Source organism: Streptomyces sp. NPDC008086 (genome assembly GCF_042957325.1).
Classification (GTDB): Bacteria; Actinomycetota; Actinomycetes; order Streptomycetales; family Streptomycetaceae; genus Streptomyces.
Genome location: NZ_JBIBIA010000003.1, coordinates 17,290 through 33,165, shown reverse-complemented (window position 1 = coordinate 33,165; position 15,876 = coordinate 17,290). Strand labels below are relative to the sequence as shown.

18 protein-coding genes and 1 pseudogene are annotated in these 15,876 nt (G+C 68.9%); 10 read left to right on the top strand and 9 right to left on the bottom strand.

The genetic code is table 11. The features are described from left to right. Window positions 1–7: 7 nt before the first annotated feature. Window positions 8–547, top strand: coding sequence for a hypothetical protein (locus tag ACFZBP_RS10370; protein WP_391411709.1), 540 nt, complete (start codon window positions 8–10; stop codon window positions 545–547). Here ACFZBP_RS10370 and ACFZBP_RS10365 read toward each other — a convergent pair. The 6 genes from ACFZBP_RS10365 to ACFZBP_RS10340 form a co-directional block, all read right to left on the bottom strand. Beyond that, on the bottom strand, window positions 504–1,937 hold the full coding sequence (locus tag ACFZBP_RS10365) for an SLC13 family permease (RefSeq protein ID WP_391411707.1): 1,434 nt from the start codon (window positions 1,935–1,937) through the stop codon (window positions 504–506). The genes ACFZBP_RS10370 and ACFZBP_RS10365 overlap by 44 nt on opposite strands. 167 nt (window positions 1,938–2,104) lie before the next feature. Beyond that, window positions 2,105–3,490, bottom strand: a complete 1,386-nt coding sequence (locus ACFZBP_RS10360) for an aldehyde dehydrogenase family protein (RefSeq protein WP_391411705.1) — start codon at window positions 3,488–3,490, stop codon at window positions 2,105–2,107. After that, window positions 3,487–3,924, bottom strand: coding sequence for a cupin domain-containing protein (locus ACFZBP_RS10355; RefSeq protein WP_391411703.1), 438 nt, complete (start codon window positions 3,922–3,924; stop codon window positions 3,487–3,489). The genes ACFZBP_RS10360 and ACFZBP_RS10355 overlap by 4 nt, the downstream gene beginning before the upstream one ends. Window positions 3,925–3,945: 21 nt before the next feature. Beyond that, on the bottom strand, window positions 3,946–4,248 hold the full coding sequence (locus ACFZBP_RS10350; protein WP_391411700.1) for an antibiotic biosynthesis monooxygenase: 303 nt from the start codon (window positions 4,246–4,248) through the stop codon (window positions 3,946–3,948). Next, complete coding sequence (locus ACFZBP_RS10345) at window positions 4,245–5,315, bottom strand: Ldh family oxidoreductase (RefSeq protein ID WP_391411698.1); 1,071 nt, start codon at window positions 5,313–5,315, stop codon at window positions 4,245–4,247. Before ACFZBP_RS10345 ends, ACFZBP_RS10350 begins: the two co-directional genes overlap by 4 nt. A gap of 118 nt (window positions 5,316–5,433) precedes the next feature. Next, the gene (locus ACFZBP_RS10340; protein WP_391411696.1) at window positions 5,434–6,159 is read right to left on the bottom strand and encodes an FCD domain-containing protein; all 726 of its coding nucleotides are present in this window, start codon (window positions 6,157–6,159) and stop codon (window positions 5,434–5,436) included. A 231-nt stretch (window positions 6,160–6,390) separates the two neighbouring features. On the opposite strand from ACFZBP_RS10340, the pseudogene ACFZBP_RS10335 reads away from it, so the two are divergent. Together ACFZBP_RS10335 and ACFZBP_RS10330 are read left to right on the top strand one after the other, a co-directional pair. Continuing rightward, a pseudogene (locus ACFZBP_RS10335) lies at window positions 6,391–6,495 on the top strand (IS5/IS1182 family transposase); the annotation flags it as partial. 110 nt (window positions 6,496–6,605) lie between these two features. Beyond that, window positions 6,606–7,157, top strand: a complete 552-nt coding sequence (locus ACFZBP_RS10330; RefSeq protein ID WP_391411694.1) for a DUF6292 family protein — start codon at window positions 6,606–6,608, stop codon at window positions 7,155–7,157. Window positions 7,158–7,170: 13 nt separating this feature from the next. Here ACFZBP_RS10330 and ACFZBP_RS10325 read toward each other — a convergent pair whose 3' ends face one another. Further along, window positions 7,171–8,907, bottom strand: coding sequence for a WD40 repeat domain-containing protein (locus ACFZBP_RS10325; protein ID WP_391411692.1), 1,737 nt, complete (start codon window positions 8,905–8,907; stop codon window positions 7,171–7,173). Window positions 8,908–9,089: 182 nt separating this feature from the next. On the opposite strand from ACFZBP_RS10325, the gene ACFZBP_RS10320 reads away from it, so the two are divergent. The 4 genes from ACFZBP_RS10320 (at window position 9,090) to ACFZBP_RS10305 (ending at window position 11,168) form a co-directional block, all read left to right on the top strand. After that, a complete protein-coding gene (locus ACFZBP_RS10320) occupies window positions 9,090–9,317 on the top strand; it encodes a hypothetical protein (RefSeq protein WP_391411690.1) in 228 nt (75 codons plus the stop codon). A 72-nt stretch (window positions 9,318–9,389) separates the two neighbouring features. Then, window positions 9,390–9,599: a hypothetical protein gene (locus ACFZBP_RS10315; protein WP_391411688.1), complete on the top strand. Its 210-nt coding sequence runs from the start codon at window positions 9,390–9,392 to the stop codon at window positions 9,597–9,599. A gap of 112 nt (window positions 9,600–9,711) precedes the next feature. Then, a complete protein-coding gene (locus ACFZBP_RS10310) occupies window positions 9,712–10,308 on the top strand; it encodes a recombinase family protein (protein ID WP_391411686.1) in 597 nt (198 codons plus the stop codon). Window positions 10,309–11,015: 707 nt separating this feature from the next. Beyond that, a complete protein-coding gene (locus ACFZBP_RS10305) occupies window positions 11,016–11,168 on the top strand; it encodes a hypothetical protein (protein WP_391411684.1) in 153 nt (50 codons plus the stop codon). A gap of 136 nt (window positions 11,169–11,304) precedes the next feature. On the opposite strand, the gene ACFZBP_RS10300 is transcribed toward ACFZBP_RS10305, so the two are convergent. Then, window positions 11,305–11,448, bottom strand: a complete 144-nt coding sequence (locus tag ACFZBP_RS10300; protein WP_391411682.1) for a hypothetical protein — start codon at window positions 11,446–11,448, stop codon at window positions 11,305–11,307. Window positions 11,449–11,641: 193 nt separating this feature from the next. Between ACFZBP_RS10300 and ACFZBP_RS10295 the strand changes: the two genes are divergently transcribed. Together ACFZBP_RS10295 and ACFZBP_RS10290 are read left to right on the top strand one after the other, a co-directional pair. After that, window positions 11,642–12,082, top strand: a complete 441-nt coding sequence (locus tag ACFZBP_RS10295; protein WP_391411680.1) for a hypothetical protein — start codon at window positions 11,642–11,644, stop codon at window positions 12,080–12,082. 438 nt (window positions 12,083–12,520) lie between these two features. Further along, on the top strand, window positions 12,521–13,072 hold the full coding sequence (locus ACFZBP_RS10290; protein WP_391411678.1) for a hypothetical protein: 552 nt from the start codon (window positions 12,521–12,523) through the stop codon (window positions 13,070–13,072). A gap of 491 nt (window positions 13,073–13,563) precedes the next feature. Here ACFZBP_RS10290 and ACFZBP_RS10285 read toward each other — a convergent pair whose 3' ends face one another. Beyond that, window positions 13,564–14,592 carry a tetratricopeptide repeat protein gene (locus tag ACFZBP_RS10285; protein WP_391411676.1) on the bottom strand — a complete coding sequence of 343 codons (1,029 nt, stop codon included), beginning with the start codon at window positions 14,590–14,592 and terminating at the stop codon, window positions 13,564–13,566. Between the two features lie 261 nt (window positions 14,593–14,853). Here ACFZBP_RS10285 and ACFZBP_RS10280 point away from each other — a divergent pair, with 261 nt between their 5' ends. Next, complete coding sequence (locus ACFZBP_RS10280) at window positions 14,854–15,495, top strand: DUF721 domain-containing protein (RefSeq protein WP_383460230.1); 642 nt, start codon at window positions 14,854–14,856, stop codon at window positions 15,493–15,495. The last annotated feature ends 381 nt before the right edge of the window (window positions 15,496–15,876 follow it).

Sequence of the window (15,876 nt, the reverse complement as noted above, 5' to 3'; positions counted from 1 at the left end):
GTCATGCGTGGCTATCAAGCAGTCTTGGGACACACGATCGCCGCGCACCGATGTCATTGCCCATTTTGGTAAGCCACCCCTGGCGGTGGGGATAACCACACTATGGGACATCGCCGCGTTGTCACGGGTGCCGGGCTGTGTCAGCCGAGCTGGAGCGCGGGAGCCGCGCGCCAGCAACTCCTGGCCGCCGAGGCGGGACATGCTCGGCATGTACGTCTCCGCGCACCCCTTGGACGGCACCACGCACATCCTGTCCCGCCACCGGTCCACCACCATCACCGAACTCACCGCGTCCGGCCGCACCGAAGGCGTCGTCACACTCGCCGGCCTCATCACCCACGTCCAACGCAAGACGACCAAACAGGGCAAGACCTGGGCAGTCGTCCGCCTCATCATGCCGAAAAACGTGATGGCGAAGAACAGCAGGGCCGCCGTGGGTGCGACTTCCTCGGCGGGTCGGGTGCGATGCGGGCCTGGTGAAGGCGGGATGGGCAGGCTGACCGTCAGAGGGGGAACGCGAGGGTCAGGCCGCCGACGGCGAGCATGATCAGGCCGACGATGACCGCGCGCCAGATCGTCTTGCGGTGGTGGTCGCCGAGGTCGACTTTGGCCAGGCCCACGAGCAGCAGGAAGGACGCGACGATCGGGCTGGACTGGTGCAGGGGCTGGCCGACGAGGGAGGCGCGGGCCATCTCCAGCGGGGTGACGCCGTAGTGGGAAGCGGTCTCGTTGAGGACCGGCAGCATCCCGAAGTAGAAGGCGTCGTTGCTGGTGAAGAAGGTCATCGGGATGGACAGCAGGCCGGTGATGACGGGGAAGTGGGCGCCGAGTGAGTCGGGGATGACGCCGACCAGCCAGTCGGCCATCGCCTCGACCATGCCGCTGCCACTGAGGACGCCGGTCAGGACGGTGGCAGCGAAGACCATACCGACGACACCGACGACGCTGGAGGCGTGCGCTTGGAGCTGCTCGCGCTGTTCCGCGACACGGGGAAAGTTGAGGACCAGCGCGATCGCCACGGCGACGAAGAAGAGGACGGCGGGTTCGAGGGTGCCCTCCACCAGGAGCGCCATCACGGCGAGGGTGAGGGTCAGGTTGAGCCACAGCAGCCTGGGGCGCGCGTTGGGCCGATTGTTGCGGCCGTCGCAGGAGATGAGCTCGGGTTCGGCAGTGATGGCGTTGCCGTCCGGGAGGCCGGCCGCCACGGCGACGGAGGCCGTACCCGAAGCCTCGGCGGGAGTCATCTGCGCTGCCCTGGTGGTCTGCAGGACCTTGCCGGAGGTGTTGTCCTTTCGTCGCAGGAGGCCGTCGCGGAGCTCGACTTCGCCCAGGCGACGGCGTTCACCGCGGCCGAGGAGAGCGGCGAAGACCAGGGTGGCGAGCAGGCCGGCGGCAATCGCGGGGATCATCGGCACGAAGATGTCGATCGGCGAGACCTTGAGAACTGCCGCCGCGCGGGCGGTGGAGCCGCCCCACGGCACGGTGTTGAGCACACCGTTGGCAGTGGCGGTTACACAGGTCAGGACGACGGGGCTCATGCCGAGGCGGAGGTAGATCGGCAGGAAGGCGGAGGTGACGATGATGAAGGTCGTGGAGCCGTCGCCGTCGAGGGAGACGGTCGAGGCGAGCAACGCAGTGCCCACGACGATCTTCGCCGGATCGTGGCCGACCACCCGCAGGATGGCCCTGAAATGCGGATCGAAGAGACCGACATCGATCATGATGCCGAAGAACGTGATGGCGAAGAACAGCAGGGCCGCCGTGGGCGCGACATCCTCGATCGACTTCGTGATGTCGTCGGCGAGCCCCAAGCTCCCTCCCGCCGCAAGGCCGAAGACGACGGGCACCAGGATGAGGGCGGCGACAGGCGCCACGCGCTTGCTCATGACCAGGTAGAGGAACGTCGCGATCATCGCGAATCCCAGGAGGACCAGCATGGTCATCTCCTCTCTACACAGCTGAATTCATGGCTGTATAGATGTCTGTCGACAGTAAATGTGCTGGTCAGGGCGGGTGTCTCGGCTGTGCTTGGGCAACACGAGGACCTGTCTGCCGGTGGATGGCAGACAGGTCCTGTGAGGTGTTCCGGCAGGGCGTGATCCGGTCAGGCGGTGACCCAGTAGGTGCGGGTGTTGGTGAACTCGCGGATGCCGGCGGCGGCCAGTTCGCGGCCGTGGCCGCTGCGCTTGGTGCCGCCGAAGGGCAGGCGGGGGTCGGAGGCGACGATCGCGTTGACGAAGGCCGCTCCGCTGGTGATACGGCGGGCGAGGGCGACGCCACGGCTCGGGTCGGCCGTCCAGACGCTCACGCCGAGCCCGTACGGCGTGGCGTTCGCGAGCCGTACGGCGTCCTCGTCGTCCCGGGCGACGGCGAGGGCGGCGAGCGGGCCGAAGGTCTCCTCGTCGAAGGCGGGCATCCCCGGGCCGGCGTCGCCCAGGACGGTGGGCTGGTAGAAGAAGCCGTCGCCGGGCACAGGCTTGCCGCCGGTCAGGAGGCGGGCTCCGGCGGCGACCGATTCCTCAACCTGCCGCTGGATCGCGGCCCGCAGATCGTCACGGGCGAGCGGGCCGACCTGCGTCTGCCGTTCGCGCGGGTCGCCGACGCGCAGGGCTTCGACACCGGCCACGAACGCGGCGGTGAACGCATCCGCCACGGAGGCGGCGACGATGAACCGCTTCGCGCATACGCAGCTCTGCCCGGAGTTGGTGAAGCGGGCCTTCACCGCGGCCGCCGCAGCCGCTTCGACGTCGGCGTCGCCCAGGACCACGAAGGCGTCCGACCCGCCCAGTTCCAGCACGGACTTCTTCGCCGCCCGGCCGGCCGCCGAACCGACGGCCGCACCGGCCCGGTTGCTTCCGGTGAGGGTGACGGCCGCGACCCGGTCGTCCTCGATGAGCCGCACGGTCACCTCCGGCACGTCGGTGTCGGCGATCACCAGCGTGGTCACCAGATGTGCGGGGAAGCCGGCTCCGACGAAGAGGTCCTGGAGGGCGAGCGCGCTGCCGGTGACGTTGGAGGCGTGCTTGAGCAGGACGCCGTTGCCCGCCACCAGGGAGGGGATGGCGAAGCGCATGACCTGCCAGACGGGGAAGTTCCACGGCATCACGGCCAGGACGAGTCCGGCGGGCTCATAGGCCACCCAGGCTTGTGCCCCGTCGACCTCGACGGGTTCGTCCGCGAGGATGCCGGGTCCTTGCCGGGCGTAGTACTCGGCTGTGACGGCGGACTTCTCGACCTCGCCCTCGGCCTCCACGACGGGCTTGCCCATCTCGGCGACGGTGAGGGAGGCGAGGTGGTCCTTGTGCTCGCGCAGGGTCTGAGCGAGGCGGTGGGCGCGCGCGGCCCGCTCGGTGACCGGCACCAGGGCCCAGGCGCGGCTCGCGGTGTGGGCCCGTGCCACAGCAGTCTCGATGCGGTCCGCGTCCCAGCCTTCGTACGTGGCGGTCGGCTCACCGGTGGACGGGTCGACGGTCTGCAGGATGCTGCTCATGCGGTGGGTGCCCCTCCCTTGTCGTGCTCGGAGAGGTGCTCGAGGGTCTCGCCGGTGGCGGTGATGGTGCGGGTGACGTCCCGGCCGCCGTAGACCCAGTAGATCCGCATGACACTCTCGCCGCGGTTGAAGAAGCGGTGCGGTATCCCGGCCGGCACCCAGGTGGCCTGGCCGGGCTCCAGGTCGAAGAACTCACCGTCGATCTCCGCGCTCGCCTCGCCTTCGAGGATCAGCACGGACTCCTCGACGTTGTGGCTGTGCAGGGGCAGGCCGGTGCCGGGCTGGAAGACGGTCTGGCCGGTCGTGATGACGGCCTTCTCCGAGTTCCACTTGCCGACGTAGGGGATGGTGGCCACACCGCCGCCGCGGTCGAAGCGTTCGACCTTGTCGGGGTGGATGAGCAGGTTCGGCTCGATGGGGTGGTCGGTGCACATGGAGGCTGTCCCTTCAGGAGTTCAGGAGTGGTGGAACAGGCGGCGGGAGAGCGTGTTGACCTGGCTGCCGGGCACGACGTACTTCGCCGCGGCCTCGCGCCAGACCTTGAAGTGGGGTGCGGCGCGGTGGGCCTCTACGGCGGCCTCGTCGTCGTAGATCTCGTAGAAGACGAAGTGGTGGTCGTCGGCCAGGTCGCAGACGACGTCGAAGTAGCGGCAGCCGGGCTCGTCGGTGAAGGAACGCTCGGCATTCTCCTCGATGGCCTTGAGGAAGTCTTCACGGCAGCCGGGCACGACCTGGAGGGACACGGTCAGGGCGATCATGCGGGCAGCTCCTGGGGAGTGATGGAACGGGGCAGGGGTACGGCGGTGGCGGCGGCGATCCGTGCGAGGGCGGCCCAGGTGTCGTCGACGAGCGTGATGCCCTCGGTGCGCAGCCGCTCGGCGGTGCGGATCTCCGGCTCACCGGGGACGAAGATCTCGTCGGTGCCGGGCGCGGTCGGGGTGGACTTGGTCTCCTCGATCAGGGCCTCCATCCGCTGCTCGAACTCGGCCGGGTCGGCCATCGACCGGATGTCCACGCAGATCAGCAGATGGCCGACGCCGCTGCGGCCGGTGGACCGGTAGGGGCCGACGACCGCCGAGCCGAAGGCGCTGCCGGTCAGCACGCCCGCCAGGACGTCGAACATGAAGGAGATGGCGTAACCCTTGTGGCCGGCCATGGGCAGGATCAGGCCCTCGATCGCACGCCGCGGATCGGTCGTCGGCACGCCCGCGGCGTCGGCCGCCCAGCCTTCGGGAATCGGCGTACCGCGCTCCTTGGCGTGGTAGATCTTGCCGCGCGCCACGGCTGTGTTCGCGATGTCCATCACGACCGTGCCGTAACGCCCGGCAGGGGTGGCGATCGACCACGGATTGGTGCCGACTCGCTTCTCCTTGCCGCCCCAAGGGGGCATGGCCGGGCTGGCGTTGGTCGCCAGCAGCGCCACGCAGCCCTCCTCGGCGGCCCTGCGCGTGAAGTACGCCGCGGTCCCGAAGTGACCGGAGTTGCGGACGGCGACCGCGCTGATGCCGTGCCGGCGGGCACGCTCCACGCCCAGGGCCACCGCGCGGTCGGTGAGCACCTGACCGAGACCGTCACGGCCGTCGACCACGACCACGGCGCCGTTGTCGGTGACGACTTCCGGGTCCGCGACGGCCGTGGTGGCCCCGCTCGCAAGGCGGTCGAGGTACCAGGGCAGGCGCAGCATGCCGTGGGACGCGTGTCCCCACAGCTCCGCGGTCACCAGCGTATCCGCGAGCAGACGGGCGTCCGCAGGCGGAACGCCGCGTGCTTCGGCAGTGGCGGCGGCAAAACCCAGCAGGTCGGCGGCGCCGACGGTATGCGGCATGAGGCGACCCTCTCGTATCGAGACATGCTGTATCCATCCCTGTATACATCACGCTAGGGAGAAACCACAGGCTGGAAGGCGCGGGCCCAGGCGCCTTCGTCGGACGTGAAGGGGTGTCTCAGCCTGCGACGTCCAGCGACACGTCCCTACCGTGTGTCGGATCCTGGCTGGTCAGACTGTCGATGAGCGCCTGCAGGGTCTGCGCGAGGTGGTGTCGGCAGGCCGCCTCCGCCGCCTGGGCGTCCCCGTGCGTGACCGCCTTCAGCATCGCGCGGTGCTCCTCCAGCGAGGTCAGCATGCGACGCGGGCCGCTGTGCGAGAGGTGACGCAGGCGCACGGTTTGACTGCGCAGGTCGCGGATCGTGCCGGCGAGGTAGGGATTGCGGCAGGCCGCGATGACCGCCTGGTCGAACGCCTCGGTAATGTCGTAGAACTCCTGGTACGAGCCCGCCTGCGCGGCGGAATCCAGCGCACGGAAGGACTCGTCGAACACCTCCAGCCGCTCCAGCAGTTCACGGAAAGGCGGCAGCACCCGCTCGTCGGCCGAGCCCGCCGTGGCGACCGAGGCGGCCGCCCGGGGCTCCAGCAGCATCCGGAACTCGAACAGGGCACGCACACCGCCCAGGGAGATGGCGGCCACCCGGGCCACCTCCCCCGGCACGAAGTCGACCAGCCCTTCCCGGGCCAGCCGCCGGATCGCCTCCCGGACCGGCGTCCGTGAAGCCCCCAGCTCCTCGCCCAGCTGGACCTCACTCAGCTTGGCCCCCGGCCGCATCCGCAGCGACTCGATGTCACCCTTCAGTCGCTCGTAGACCGCCTCACTCTTGCCAGTCGCCCGGGCCATCAGACTCCCTGTCCATCATTACGCACACTCTGCTGTATACAGACTACGACTGGCGACGCGCCCACCCGCAAGCTCTAACGGGAGACCAGGGCAGCGCCCCGCCCTCGCTGCGCGACCGGCAAGATCACGGCTCTCCGCCAGGGCGTCACCAGCGGGATTGGGTACGAAGCCGCTTGGCACTGATCAGGCGAGACAGCACCACGCGCCAGCCTCGGGTACTACCGGGCAAGAATCACCACCCGCACCCCCGGGGCCAGGGGGTTCAGCCCGATCCCGAAACGCTGGGCAGTCGAACGAACGTACGGCTGGCTGATGCTCCACCGCCGCCTGGCCCGACCGCGTCCGCGACAAGTTCGGCCCACGGATCATCGGCCCGGCCGCCGTCTTCCACCGCCGCGCCTCATGCCCCGACTTCCGCCCGCCCTCGGCCCGCAGAGGTGAGACCCGTGCTGCTTGACCCGCCCGGATGGCCAGGGCTGCCCCAGCGGCTGCCGCACTGGCCCTACGTGAAGGCCGTCGACGAGGCCCTTACCGCACGCGGCATCCCGCCCGGCTCCGTACGGGCCGACCGCACAACCCGCGACGAAGGCCTGACCAGCTACATGTGGCTGACCTGGGACGTCTCCCGCACCGGCGGCCACGGCGGCATCCGGCTGCACTGGAAGGAAGACCAGGGCTGGTTCTACGCCCTGATCGGCATGAACCCGCAGCACGTCCTCCTCTACTCCGTCCTCCCCGCCTTCCGCACCATCTTCCCGCCCCCGCAGCCCGAGTCCATCGGCGACGTCATCACCCGCGCCGGCGAACGCGCCGGGATCGAGATCCGCTTCACTGGCCACAGCCCCCGCCGTGGGCTCGCCACGTCCTCCCGCCTGAAGGGCCACGACCAGATCGTCATCGCCAAGCAGGGCGGCTGGGCCCCGCACTCCAAGGTCCTCGCCAGCTACCTCGAAGTCGTCGACCAGTGGGAGGACAACGCCCTGCTCGGCGTGCTGTAGGCGCCGGTTGTGGTCAGTCCATGCGGAAGTGGAACTTTGGGGTGGAGTTCGGCCTCACGGTGCGCTCATCGGTCAGACTCTCCTCCAGCGCGTGCTCAAGTATCGCTCGCATGGGAAGAAATCCGTCTTGAAGGGACTCCAGCCATCGGACGGTAGCGGTCCCCACGATGGTCATGGTGTCTGCCGCGGGGTCTCCGGCCTCTTGCCGTTCGCGGACAAAGGATCTGAGTTCGTCCAACACGGCGACTACCTGGGCCTTGTCCATCACTGGATGCGGCAGAGGACCGGGGGCGCCGGCTTCCTTCCTGGGGGGCCGCCACAACTGCACTGTCCCGTCTAAGCTGCCGGTGGCGAGGAAGCGGCCGTCCGGGGAGAACGCCAGCGACCAGACCGGCCTGGTGTGGCTGGTGACGGGGTCGCCGACGGTGGTGCGTCGGACGGCGTCCCACAGCCGTACCGTCCCGTCATCGCCGCCGGCAGCGACCAGGAGGCCGTCGGACGAGAACGCCACCGACCTGACCGCGGTGTGGCTGTTGAGGGGGTCACCAACGGTCGTACGTTGGGCCACGTCCCACAGCTGCACTGTCCCGTCCTCACCGCCGGTGGCCAGTAACCGGCTGTCGGGGGAGAACGCCAGCGAAGGAATGCCCTTTCTGTGGCCGGTGAGGGGGTCACCTACATACGTTTGATCAGCCATGCTCCAAAGCCGCGCCGAACCGGCACTGCCGTCGGCGGTGGCAAGGAAGCGGCCGTCCGGGGAGAACGCCACACAGCCGCCCACGCTGTGGGGCGCGCCGACGAGAGTGTGCCGGGCCGCGCCCCACAGCCGTTCCGTGTCCCACAGCCGCACCGTCCCGTCCACGCCGGCAGCAGCGACCAGGCGGCCATCGCAGGAGAACGCTACCGACCAGATTCTCGCGCCGGGCTCAGTGACAGACTCCCTTCCGCCCTCCCACAGCCGCACTGTCCCGTCCGAGCCGCCCGCGGCGACCCGGAGGCCATCGGGGGAGAACGCCACCGACTCGAACGTCACGTCACCGCTGCCGATCAGGGGGACACCGACAGAGACGCGTTTGACCGGATCCCACAGACGTACAACCCCGCCGCTGGCGATGGCGAGGAAACGGCCGTCGGGGAAGAACGCCACCACACAGGCTTGCCCGGCGCCACCGGAGAGAGGGCTCCCAACAGGGACGAAGCCCGGCGCTCGTGACTCCAGTTGCTCCGTCGATAGGCACTGTTGGGATGGTGGCGCTGCCTCGGGTCCAGCGGTCACATTGTCGTCTGCCGCAGTTGTCGAGGCAGTACCTGGCGCAACATCCGCTGTCGGGGAAGACATCGCAGCCGACTCCCCGCCGTCTGCCTGCCCCGTGTCACCGTCCTCCGTCGAAGACGCGCGGCGGGCTGCGGCGCGCACCTCCTCCAAGGTGCGCCACCGGTCCCTCCAAATCTGTAGCTGGGGGTCGCGCCGTTCGGGTGGCTTCACCTCTTCGCCGTCGTCGTACGACAGCAGCGTGCGCACCAACCACAGCAGCCGGTCCAAGGAAGCCGGGCCGCGCCGTCCGGCGAACACCTCGCTCATCGAGGCCTTCGACATCGCTGACGGCTCGCCGCACACCTTCCTTCCGCGTACGACGATCCGGTCATAGGAGGGAGCCCCACGCTCCCGCTTCAACTCGGCGAGTGCCTCCCCCAGCTCCTGAAGCGACGCCGCGTAACTGCCTTCACCGTTCCCATCGTTGCCTGCCACGTCGCCCCCGGTCTCGTGCGGTGAACAGCAGGGTAGGCCACACGACCGGAACGGCACCGAACATGACGGAACAACCCGGAACAGACGGTGGCATGTTCGACGGCGGGCGATCCTGATCCGACTAGGCCCCAGCTTGTTCGATGCATGCAGGTCAGCGGCACGGTTCGGGAGATGGTATTGGCATGACCCAGATGACACCGCCTCCAGCACGGCCCCGCCCGAGCGGCCCCGAAGCAGAACCGCCGTTCCTGTCCCTGCACACCACCGTCGTCCTGCTCACCGCGCTCGTACTCGGCCTGGTCGTCGGCGGCCTCACCGTGCTGACCGGAGTACCCGTAGCGGGCGCCGCACTGGCCGGACTGAGTGCGGCCGGCTCTGCGGTGCCGGTGCTGCGCTCCCTGATCCGCTGAGGAGCCGTGTCCGAGCTGCATGCTCGGTGGGACATGGCCCGTACGATGATCGCGTGACAGTCCGCCGCGCCCTTGGCGCTGGCCCTCAGGCCCCCGCACAGCATCCGCGCAACCCAGGCCGACCTGATCGACTCCCTCCCTGGAGTCCAGCTCCCCGACCTGGACGAGCTGCGGGCCCGGGGCGTGCTCGGCGCCCACACGGCGACGAGCTCGGCCCCGCGGCGGGCCCTCGGAGCCGAGGGCCGCGCCGACGAGAAACCGACGACCTGCACCACAGCCTGACGGGCCCTCACCACGAACCCGTCAGGGCCCCATAGGTCCTCCGCGTCACAGTGGGCTGGAGGACCAGGAGCGCATCGTCCGGCGCTGGACCCGCGAGCACGGGCACCGCCTCGTGAAGCTGTTCGTCGAGAAGGCGGTCTCAGGAACGGTCGCCGGCGACGAGCCGAGCTGGCCGCCGCCCTGTCCTGGATCGAGGACAAGAAGGTGCACGGCATCGTCGCGCCGAACCTCGACCGGCTCGCGCGAACTCGTCGTGCAGGAGGCTGCGCTCGCGCAGGCCTGGAAGCACGGCGGCCGCGCGTTCATGGCCGACCAGGGCGAGATCGTCCCGGACGACCCCGAAGACCCGATGCGCACCGCCATGCGCCAGATGATGGGCGTCTTTGCTCAGCTCGACCGCGGCATGACCGTGGCCAAGCTTCGCCGTGGCCGCCGGATCAAGGGAGAGAAGGGCCAGTACGCGTATGGCGCCCCGCCGTACGGATGGCAGGCCCACAAGAAGGAGCTGACCGAGGAGGAGATGGAGCAGGCCGGCCGCGCCCGGGCACGCCAACTTCGAGAGAAGGAAGAGCTGTCCTTCCGCGAGATCGCCGCCGCGCTGGAGGCCGAGGGCATCCGGCCCAAGCGCGGGCAGCGCTGGCACCCCGAGACCATCCGCCGGATGCTCGCCAACGCCACCGATCAGCCGCCGACTCTGCGAAGGCGGTAGCAGTAGCGGCAGAAGGTGCTGCGGGTCATCACGGAGCGAGTGGTCGTCCGCGGCGAGCCGAGGATTCTCAGCAAGCGCGCGGTGCTCGCACCGAATCGATGATGTTCTTCATCAAGGAGTCGGAGAGAAGGCCCCTACTTCCTCACTCCAGAGGAATGCCGAGGTCAGACGGCCCAAGGACTACGAGGCCAAGGCCGACGCCAGCCGCGCGCTGGGCGACATGTTTCCCCTCAGGAGCACCTTGTACGACGATCTTTCCCACATTCGACAGAGGCCCGACACAGCGGCAAGCGCTGTGACTTGCAGCACAGCGCCCGGCTGGCAGCGTGGACGGTCAACAGCCTTCTGAGCTGGGCTTTTTGGGGGTCGCCGCGAAAAGGTCAGGGGTCGAAACAGACGCTACCGCAACAGTCAAATGACGTTCCCCCGGCTCTCGAAAAACTTCCTAGTATGTGCGTTTCATGGGCATTCAGGCTTCGTTACCTACTGTCAATGCCCCCCAGTACGGTTGTCGCTACCGAAACGCCCTTCGGTGGCATGACGAAGGGAGACCTCCTGGCGGCCCTTGCTTCCTACGGCCGGCCGCGGGGAGGCCTCCCTCTCGTGTCGTCGAGGCGGCCCGTCCTGCTGTGAGGGAGAACCGACCGAATGACGCCCGTCGAACGTACCCCAGGTGCGACCCCGCCGCCCAGCTCCACCCCGCTCACGTGGCTGACGGTCCTGACCGGCTCGTCTCCATCGTCGCGGTAGCAGTCCTGTCGCTGACCGGCAAGACGGAGGCCGCAGCCACCGTCGGTGCCATCGGCACGGCGGTTACCGCCATCGGCGGCGTGCAGATCGGTATGCGCAACCGCCAGTGACAGGGCCCGCAGCCCGCGCTCCTTGACCACCGCACGGTCGTGATGCCGTTGTTGGACGCCGTTCCCGTACGCCCGAAGAGGTCTGAAAGGCAGCCCGCTGGTGGTGTCCGGGAACGGATCAGTTCTTGGACATGGGTCACCGCAGCAGGTTGTGGAGCAAGGCGACGACGGCCAGCCCCACGAGGAGCGCGACTCCGACAGCGGGGTGCAGGAAGGCGACGTACGTCCCGCCGGCGCCCGCCAGCAGCAGCACGGCGGTACGAGTGTCGAAACCGTTCACGTTGAACTCCCAGGTACGGCAGGTCAGACGCGGTCCGTCCGCGTCGTGACCGCACCTTGCGGCGCCCGAGGGTTAGCCCTGCAACCCAGCCGTACGGAAGGGTTCTCCCATGGACGCAGGATGGGCCGCCGTCATCGCGGGGGCATCAGGGGCAGGCGGCGCCGCCCTGGCCGCATAGGCAACCGGCCGAGCCATGACTCGTCAGGCCCGCATGCAGGCCAAGAGCAGCCATGGCCAGTGGCTCCGCGAGCGCCGCCTGGAGGCGTACACCGCCCTACTCGGCGCCAGTGACGCCGTTCACGACACCCTCAACCTCGTCGTCGGTCACACCATGACGACCAGTCCGCCACCCCCCGACGACCGGCGGGCCGCTTGGCGGCAGGTGAACGACGCACTCAAGAGCCATGACAGGGCCGCCCGCGCGGTCACTGTCCTCGGACCTGAGGCCGTCGCCGAGGAGGTCACGGCCATGCGCGAGGCTCTGCACAACCTCGTTAGCGTCTGGCGCGACCCGGCGGACCCGCCAGCCGACCGGCGAGCCGTCAATGACGCGACTGCCAACCAAGCATGGGAAGACGCCACAACCGTCTACCTCGCCGCGGTGGAATTCGCCCTGCAAGGCTTCCGCGACTAGCCGGCCCGTTTCTATAATTTCAGCAGGTCAAAGGGGGTAACACTCGCAGCGGAGTTGGGCCTTCCGTCCGGCGTGGCCTGCGGGTGCGGCTACTGGCGGGTGCTGACTTGCCGCACGGTTGGTCCCCACAGGGCTTTCGCCTGGCCCATGCACCACTGGCACAGAGGACTACCGCCGCGGCCGTACTTGTGCGTCTTGCGCTGACATGTAGCGCACGGGCCGACCTGGTCGCCGGGGCAGGTCAGCACGGACGGGTCCGGCTCTGTGATCGGGGGCGGGGGAGTCGTCATGGTCAGGTCCTGTTCTGGGCGACGCGCAGCGGTCACCTGGGCCTTAGGGTATCCGCCGGGATGGCACTGTTGTTCGAGTCGCGCGCTTTCCGTGTACCTGCTGCGTACGGCATGCGGCGCGCGGCGGTGAGCGCCGTAGGGTGCGGCCATGCCCACCGTGCTCGTTGCCCCAGCAGACAAGCACGCCCTGGTCGATGTCCTCCGGCACGGCCAGGGCATCGAGTCCGCTGCCGACGCGCTGGGACTGGATCCCGCCGCCGTGTGGGCCACTGCACGCACCGACACGCGCTTGACGATCGCGCTGGCGGGGCGGGATCCGGACGCTCCAGAAGAGGCTGGCCGGGCGGCTCGTGCGGAGTTCCTGCGCCTGCTCGCCCTGGGTGTGCCGCCGACCCGTGCTGAGCTCATCCTCGGCGTCGGCGAGCCGGGCAAGTGGCGCGGTGGTGATCCCGCCTACGCTCGCGCCTGCGCGGCCGCCACCGATGCCTCCGTCCGCTACCGGAGCCAAGCCAGACCCCACCTGACCGTGCAGAACGTCGCCAACTTCCTGGACGCGCTGCGCGTATCCGGCACGACGGTGCGATCCGCCGCGGCGACTGCCGGGATCACCACGCAGGCCGTGTACCAGCGGCGCCGGCGCGACACGCAGTTCGCGGCTGCCATGGATGCGGCTCGGGAGTCGGCCCGCCGCGCGGACTGACGCCTCCATCGGCGCGGAGGGCGGACCGCCGCGGCCTGGCTACCGCGAGGGCTCTGCTGCGGAGCGGCGCGCGACCCGTAGCCCCTCGTGGGGCCACCAGTAGGTGCGGGCCACGACGGAGGTGGAGCTGTCCAGGTCGCCCGACACCTGGTAGGCGGTACGCCCGTCCGGCCAGTCCTGCCGGGCCGTGACAGTGGCCCACCGCCAGTGGCCCCGGGACCACACTCACAGCGCGGGTCGGTCCGCGTACGGCCATGTCCACACCACCGGCTGAGGGCCGTCCCTCGGCTGCCAAGGCCGTGCCTGGACTGGCTCCGACCATTCTTCGCTCATGTGTTTGATTCTAGAATGTTTCCGCAGGTCGGATGCGGGTCACTGTTACCACTTGTCCTGTGCCATCGAACGTTGAGCATGTGCTATCAACCCTGAGCTTGCGGACGGCGTGCGAAGTCAGGTTGCGGGCGCGGAACTGGTCGACGGAGCCTTGGGCTTCAGTTCCGGATGACTACTGTCCACTCCTGTTGGTCATCGTCCCAGGACACTTCGATAGCGCCAGCATTGCTGGTCCGCATAAGCGCTGCCAGGTCCAGGCTCATCAAGCGTCGAAGCGCATCGTCCGAAACGCTCACAGGCATATGAATGATCACGTTCTTCGCGTCGTCGGGCTCAGCCCGCAGATTCTCCTGTGACCCTGACAAGCGTTGGATCGCGGAGCGGATCGCCGCGTAGCCGTCCTCACCCGCTTTAGCCATGATCGTTTGGAGGAAAGGGATCACAGCCGCAGTGGCGATCATGGTCATCGCCATCGTGCTCCAGTCGGGTTCGCCCTGTACGAACGTTTCGACGAGGCGTTGCGGCGCCACGGCCTGGAAGCGGTACTGGTTCTCTTCCTGAATCTCCAGCTCGCCCAGGACCGCCTCGGCCGCACCGAACCTTCCCTGAGCAATCAGGTCAGTGGCCCACGCGACCAGACGCTTGGGTGCGGGGTAGAGCGCATGTAAGTAGGGGGCGCCCCTTCTCGCGAGGTCGTAGTTCCTCTCGAGGGCCTGGGCATACAGGAGTAGTGCGTCTTCGGTTTGCCCCCGCTCGTACAGGAGCTGGGCCAGATCTGCCGTCGCCGCAACAGCGTATGCGGTGTCATCTGAGCGCCGGAGGTACCAGGTCTCGGGCTGGTCCGTCAGGCCCATGCCGTGCAGGTCTCGGTCCTCGTACATGGGGATCAGGTCGGTCAGCCCCAAGATGTCCAGATCTCGGGCGCAGTGCACGGCCGCCAGGTCGCCAGGCACCACCCCTGCCGCCTGGCGGTACCAGGACTCAGCCTCATCCGTCGCGCCCAGTCTGTGAAGGAATCGGGCCAGGTACAGAGCGGTTTCGTCGCCCCCTGTCTCTGCCGCCCGGCGGTACCAGGGCTCAGCTTCATCTGTCCTGCCACGTCGGTTGAGGAGCGCGGCCAGACGCACCATCGCGGATGTGGCGCCTGCCTCCGCGTGCCGACGGATCGCGGCTTCTTCAGCCTCCACCTGCCACCCACCCTTCTGTACGCCGCAGCTCAAGCCCGCACCTCATACGAGAAGATTGCCCCGCAGGCCTACACGCCCCCAGAGGACGCTCAACGGACGCTTGGCTCTGACAAGTCGCCGCCCTCTTTGAGTATGTTCCATCGAAGCCGCCCGACCTTCGATGGACGATCAAGCACTGACGGCGCGGGGTACTTGCGTGTTCGATGTTGACCACGGCTCTCGCCTGCACGATTAATCTTTGGTGGCACAGGACACCACTCGGTGCCGGGTGCTGCCGGCCAGCACCTCGGCGACGAAGCGACCGCGCCCGAACTCGCCGGTCACGCCCGCGCGGTGGCGTTCGACGCGGACACCGGCCGCCTGGACGTCGTCCCCGACGCCCCCGCGTACGGCACGAAGCTGCGCTGGAGCACACCGAAGCTGATCGCGGCGGCCAACGAGACGGTGCCCGGCGCGAACGTCCGCACCCTGCACGTCCTGGCGCCCGAGCCCATGAAGGCCGCCCCCGTCGCGGCGGCCGCCGACCTGGCCCCGCAGCCGACGGTGCCCGCCGCGCCGGTGGAGCGTCGAACCCCGCCGGACGGCTACCGCCGGGCGATCGAGGCACACCGCCGGGCCGCCAGGCCGTCGAGGGTGGACCCGGCCATTGCGGAAGCGGTGGAGCGGCAGACCGCCGCGATGAGGGAGCTGAGCCGCCGGGCCTTCCCCGAACCAGATGTCGTCCCGGCCGATGTGCCGACCTCGATCGAGCAGGCGCGCCTGGAGCGCCGCCGCCAGGCCGCAGCCACCGAGGCGGCCGCACTGCGCCGGGCCCGGGCCGAGCGCGCTGCCCGGAAGGGACAGGCCACGGACAGCGTGATCGGCAGCGCGGCAAGGGCATCACAGATGGGGCGTACGGCCTGAGTCGAGCCGAGAGGCGAACTGGTTGGTGAACTCCGCTGGTGACACGATGTGTTGGCAGGACGGGATGGGGGCGTTTGTGCGCACGGACAGGCGACGGATTCAGACAGCTGTGCTCGGCGGGGCGGACTCCGATGAGCCGTTGATGCTGCCGATGGAAGCGATCGAGCTGGATGCATTCCGCCGCGCTCACGAGGACGACACCTTCTGGTGCGGGATTCTGCTCGACGGCTGCGGAGGGCAGTTGACCACGAAGCTGTATACGGACCGGGCCTGTCATTTCGCCCATCACCCGGATCCGGACGGGCTGCCGCACGTGTGCGGGCGCCGTTCCCACGGCGTGGACAGCGCAGACCACCTCTATGTGCGGTCGGCGGCCGCGGC

What these genes read in the sequence shown, in the direction of transcription:
- ACFZBP_RS10360 (WP_391411705.1), bottom strand. Translation starts at nt 3,490, where the DNA reads ATGAGCAGCATCCTGCAGACCGTCGACCCGTCCACCGGTGAGCCGACC.
- ACFZBP_RS10355 (WP_391411703.1), bottom strand. Translation starts at nt 3,924, where the DNA reads ATGTGCACCGACCACCCCATCGAGCCGAACCTGCTCATCCACCCCGAC.
- ACFZBP_RS10340 (WP_391411696.1), bottom strand. Translation starts at nt 6,159, where the DNA reads ATGGCCCGGGCGACTGGCAAGAGTGAGGCGGTCTACGAGCGACTGAAG.
- ACFZBP_RS10350 (WP_391411700.1), bottom strand. Translation starts at nt 4,248, where the DNA reads ATGATCGCCCTGACCGTGTCCCTCCAGGTCGTGCCCGGCTGCCGTGAA.
- ACFZBP_RS10295 (WP_391411680.1), top strand. Translation starts at nt 11,642, where the DNA reads ATGACTCGTCAGGCCCGCATGCAGGCCAAGAGCAGCCATGGCCAGTGG.
- ACFZBP_RS10365 (WP_391411707.1), bottom strand. Translation starts at nt 1,937, where the DNA reads ATGCTGGTCCTCCTGGGATTCGCGATGATCGCGACGTTCCTCTACCTG.
- ACFZBP_RS10345 (WP_391411698.1), bottom strand. Translation starts at nt 5,315, where the DNA reads ATGCCGCATACCGTCGGCGCCGCCGACCTGCTGGGTTTTGCCGCCGCC.
- ACFZBP_RS10290 (WP_391411678.1), top strand. Translation starts at nt 12,521, where the DNA reads ATGCCCACCGTGCTCGTTGCCCCAGCAGACAAGCACGCCCTGGTCGAT.
- ACFZBP_RS10320 (WP_391411690.1), top strand. Translation starts at nt 9,090, where the DNA reads ATGACCCAGATGACACCGCCTCCAGCACGGCCCCGCCCGAGCGGCCCC.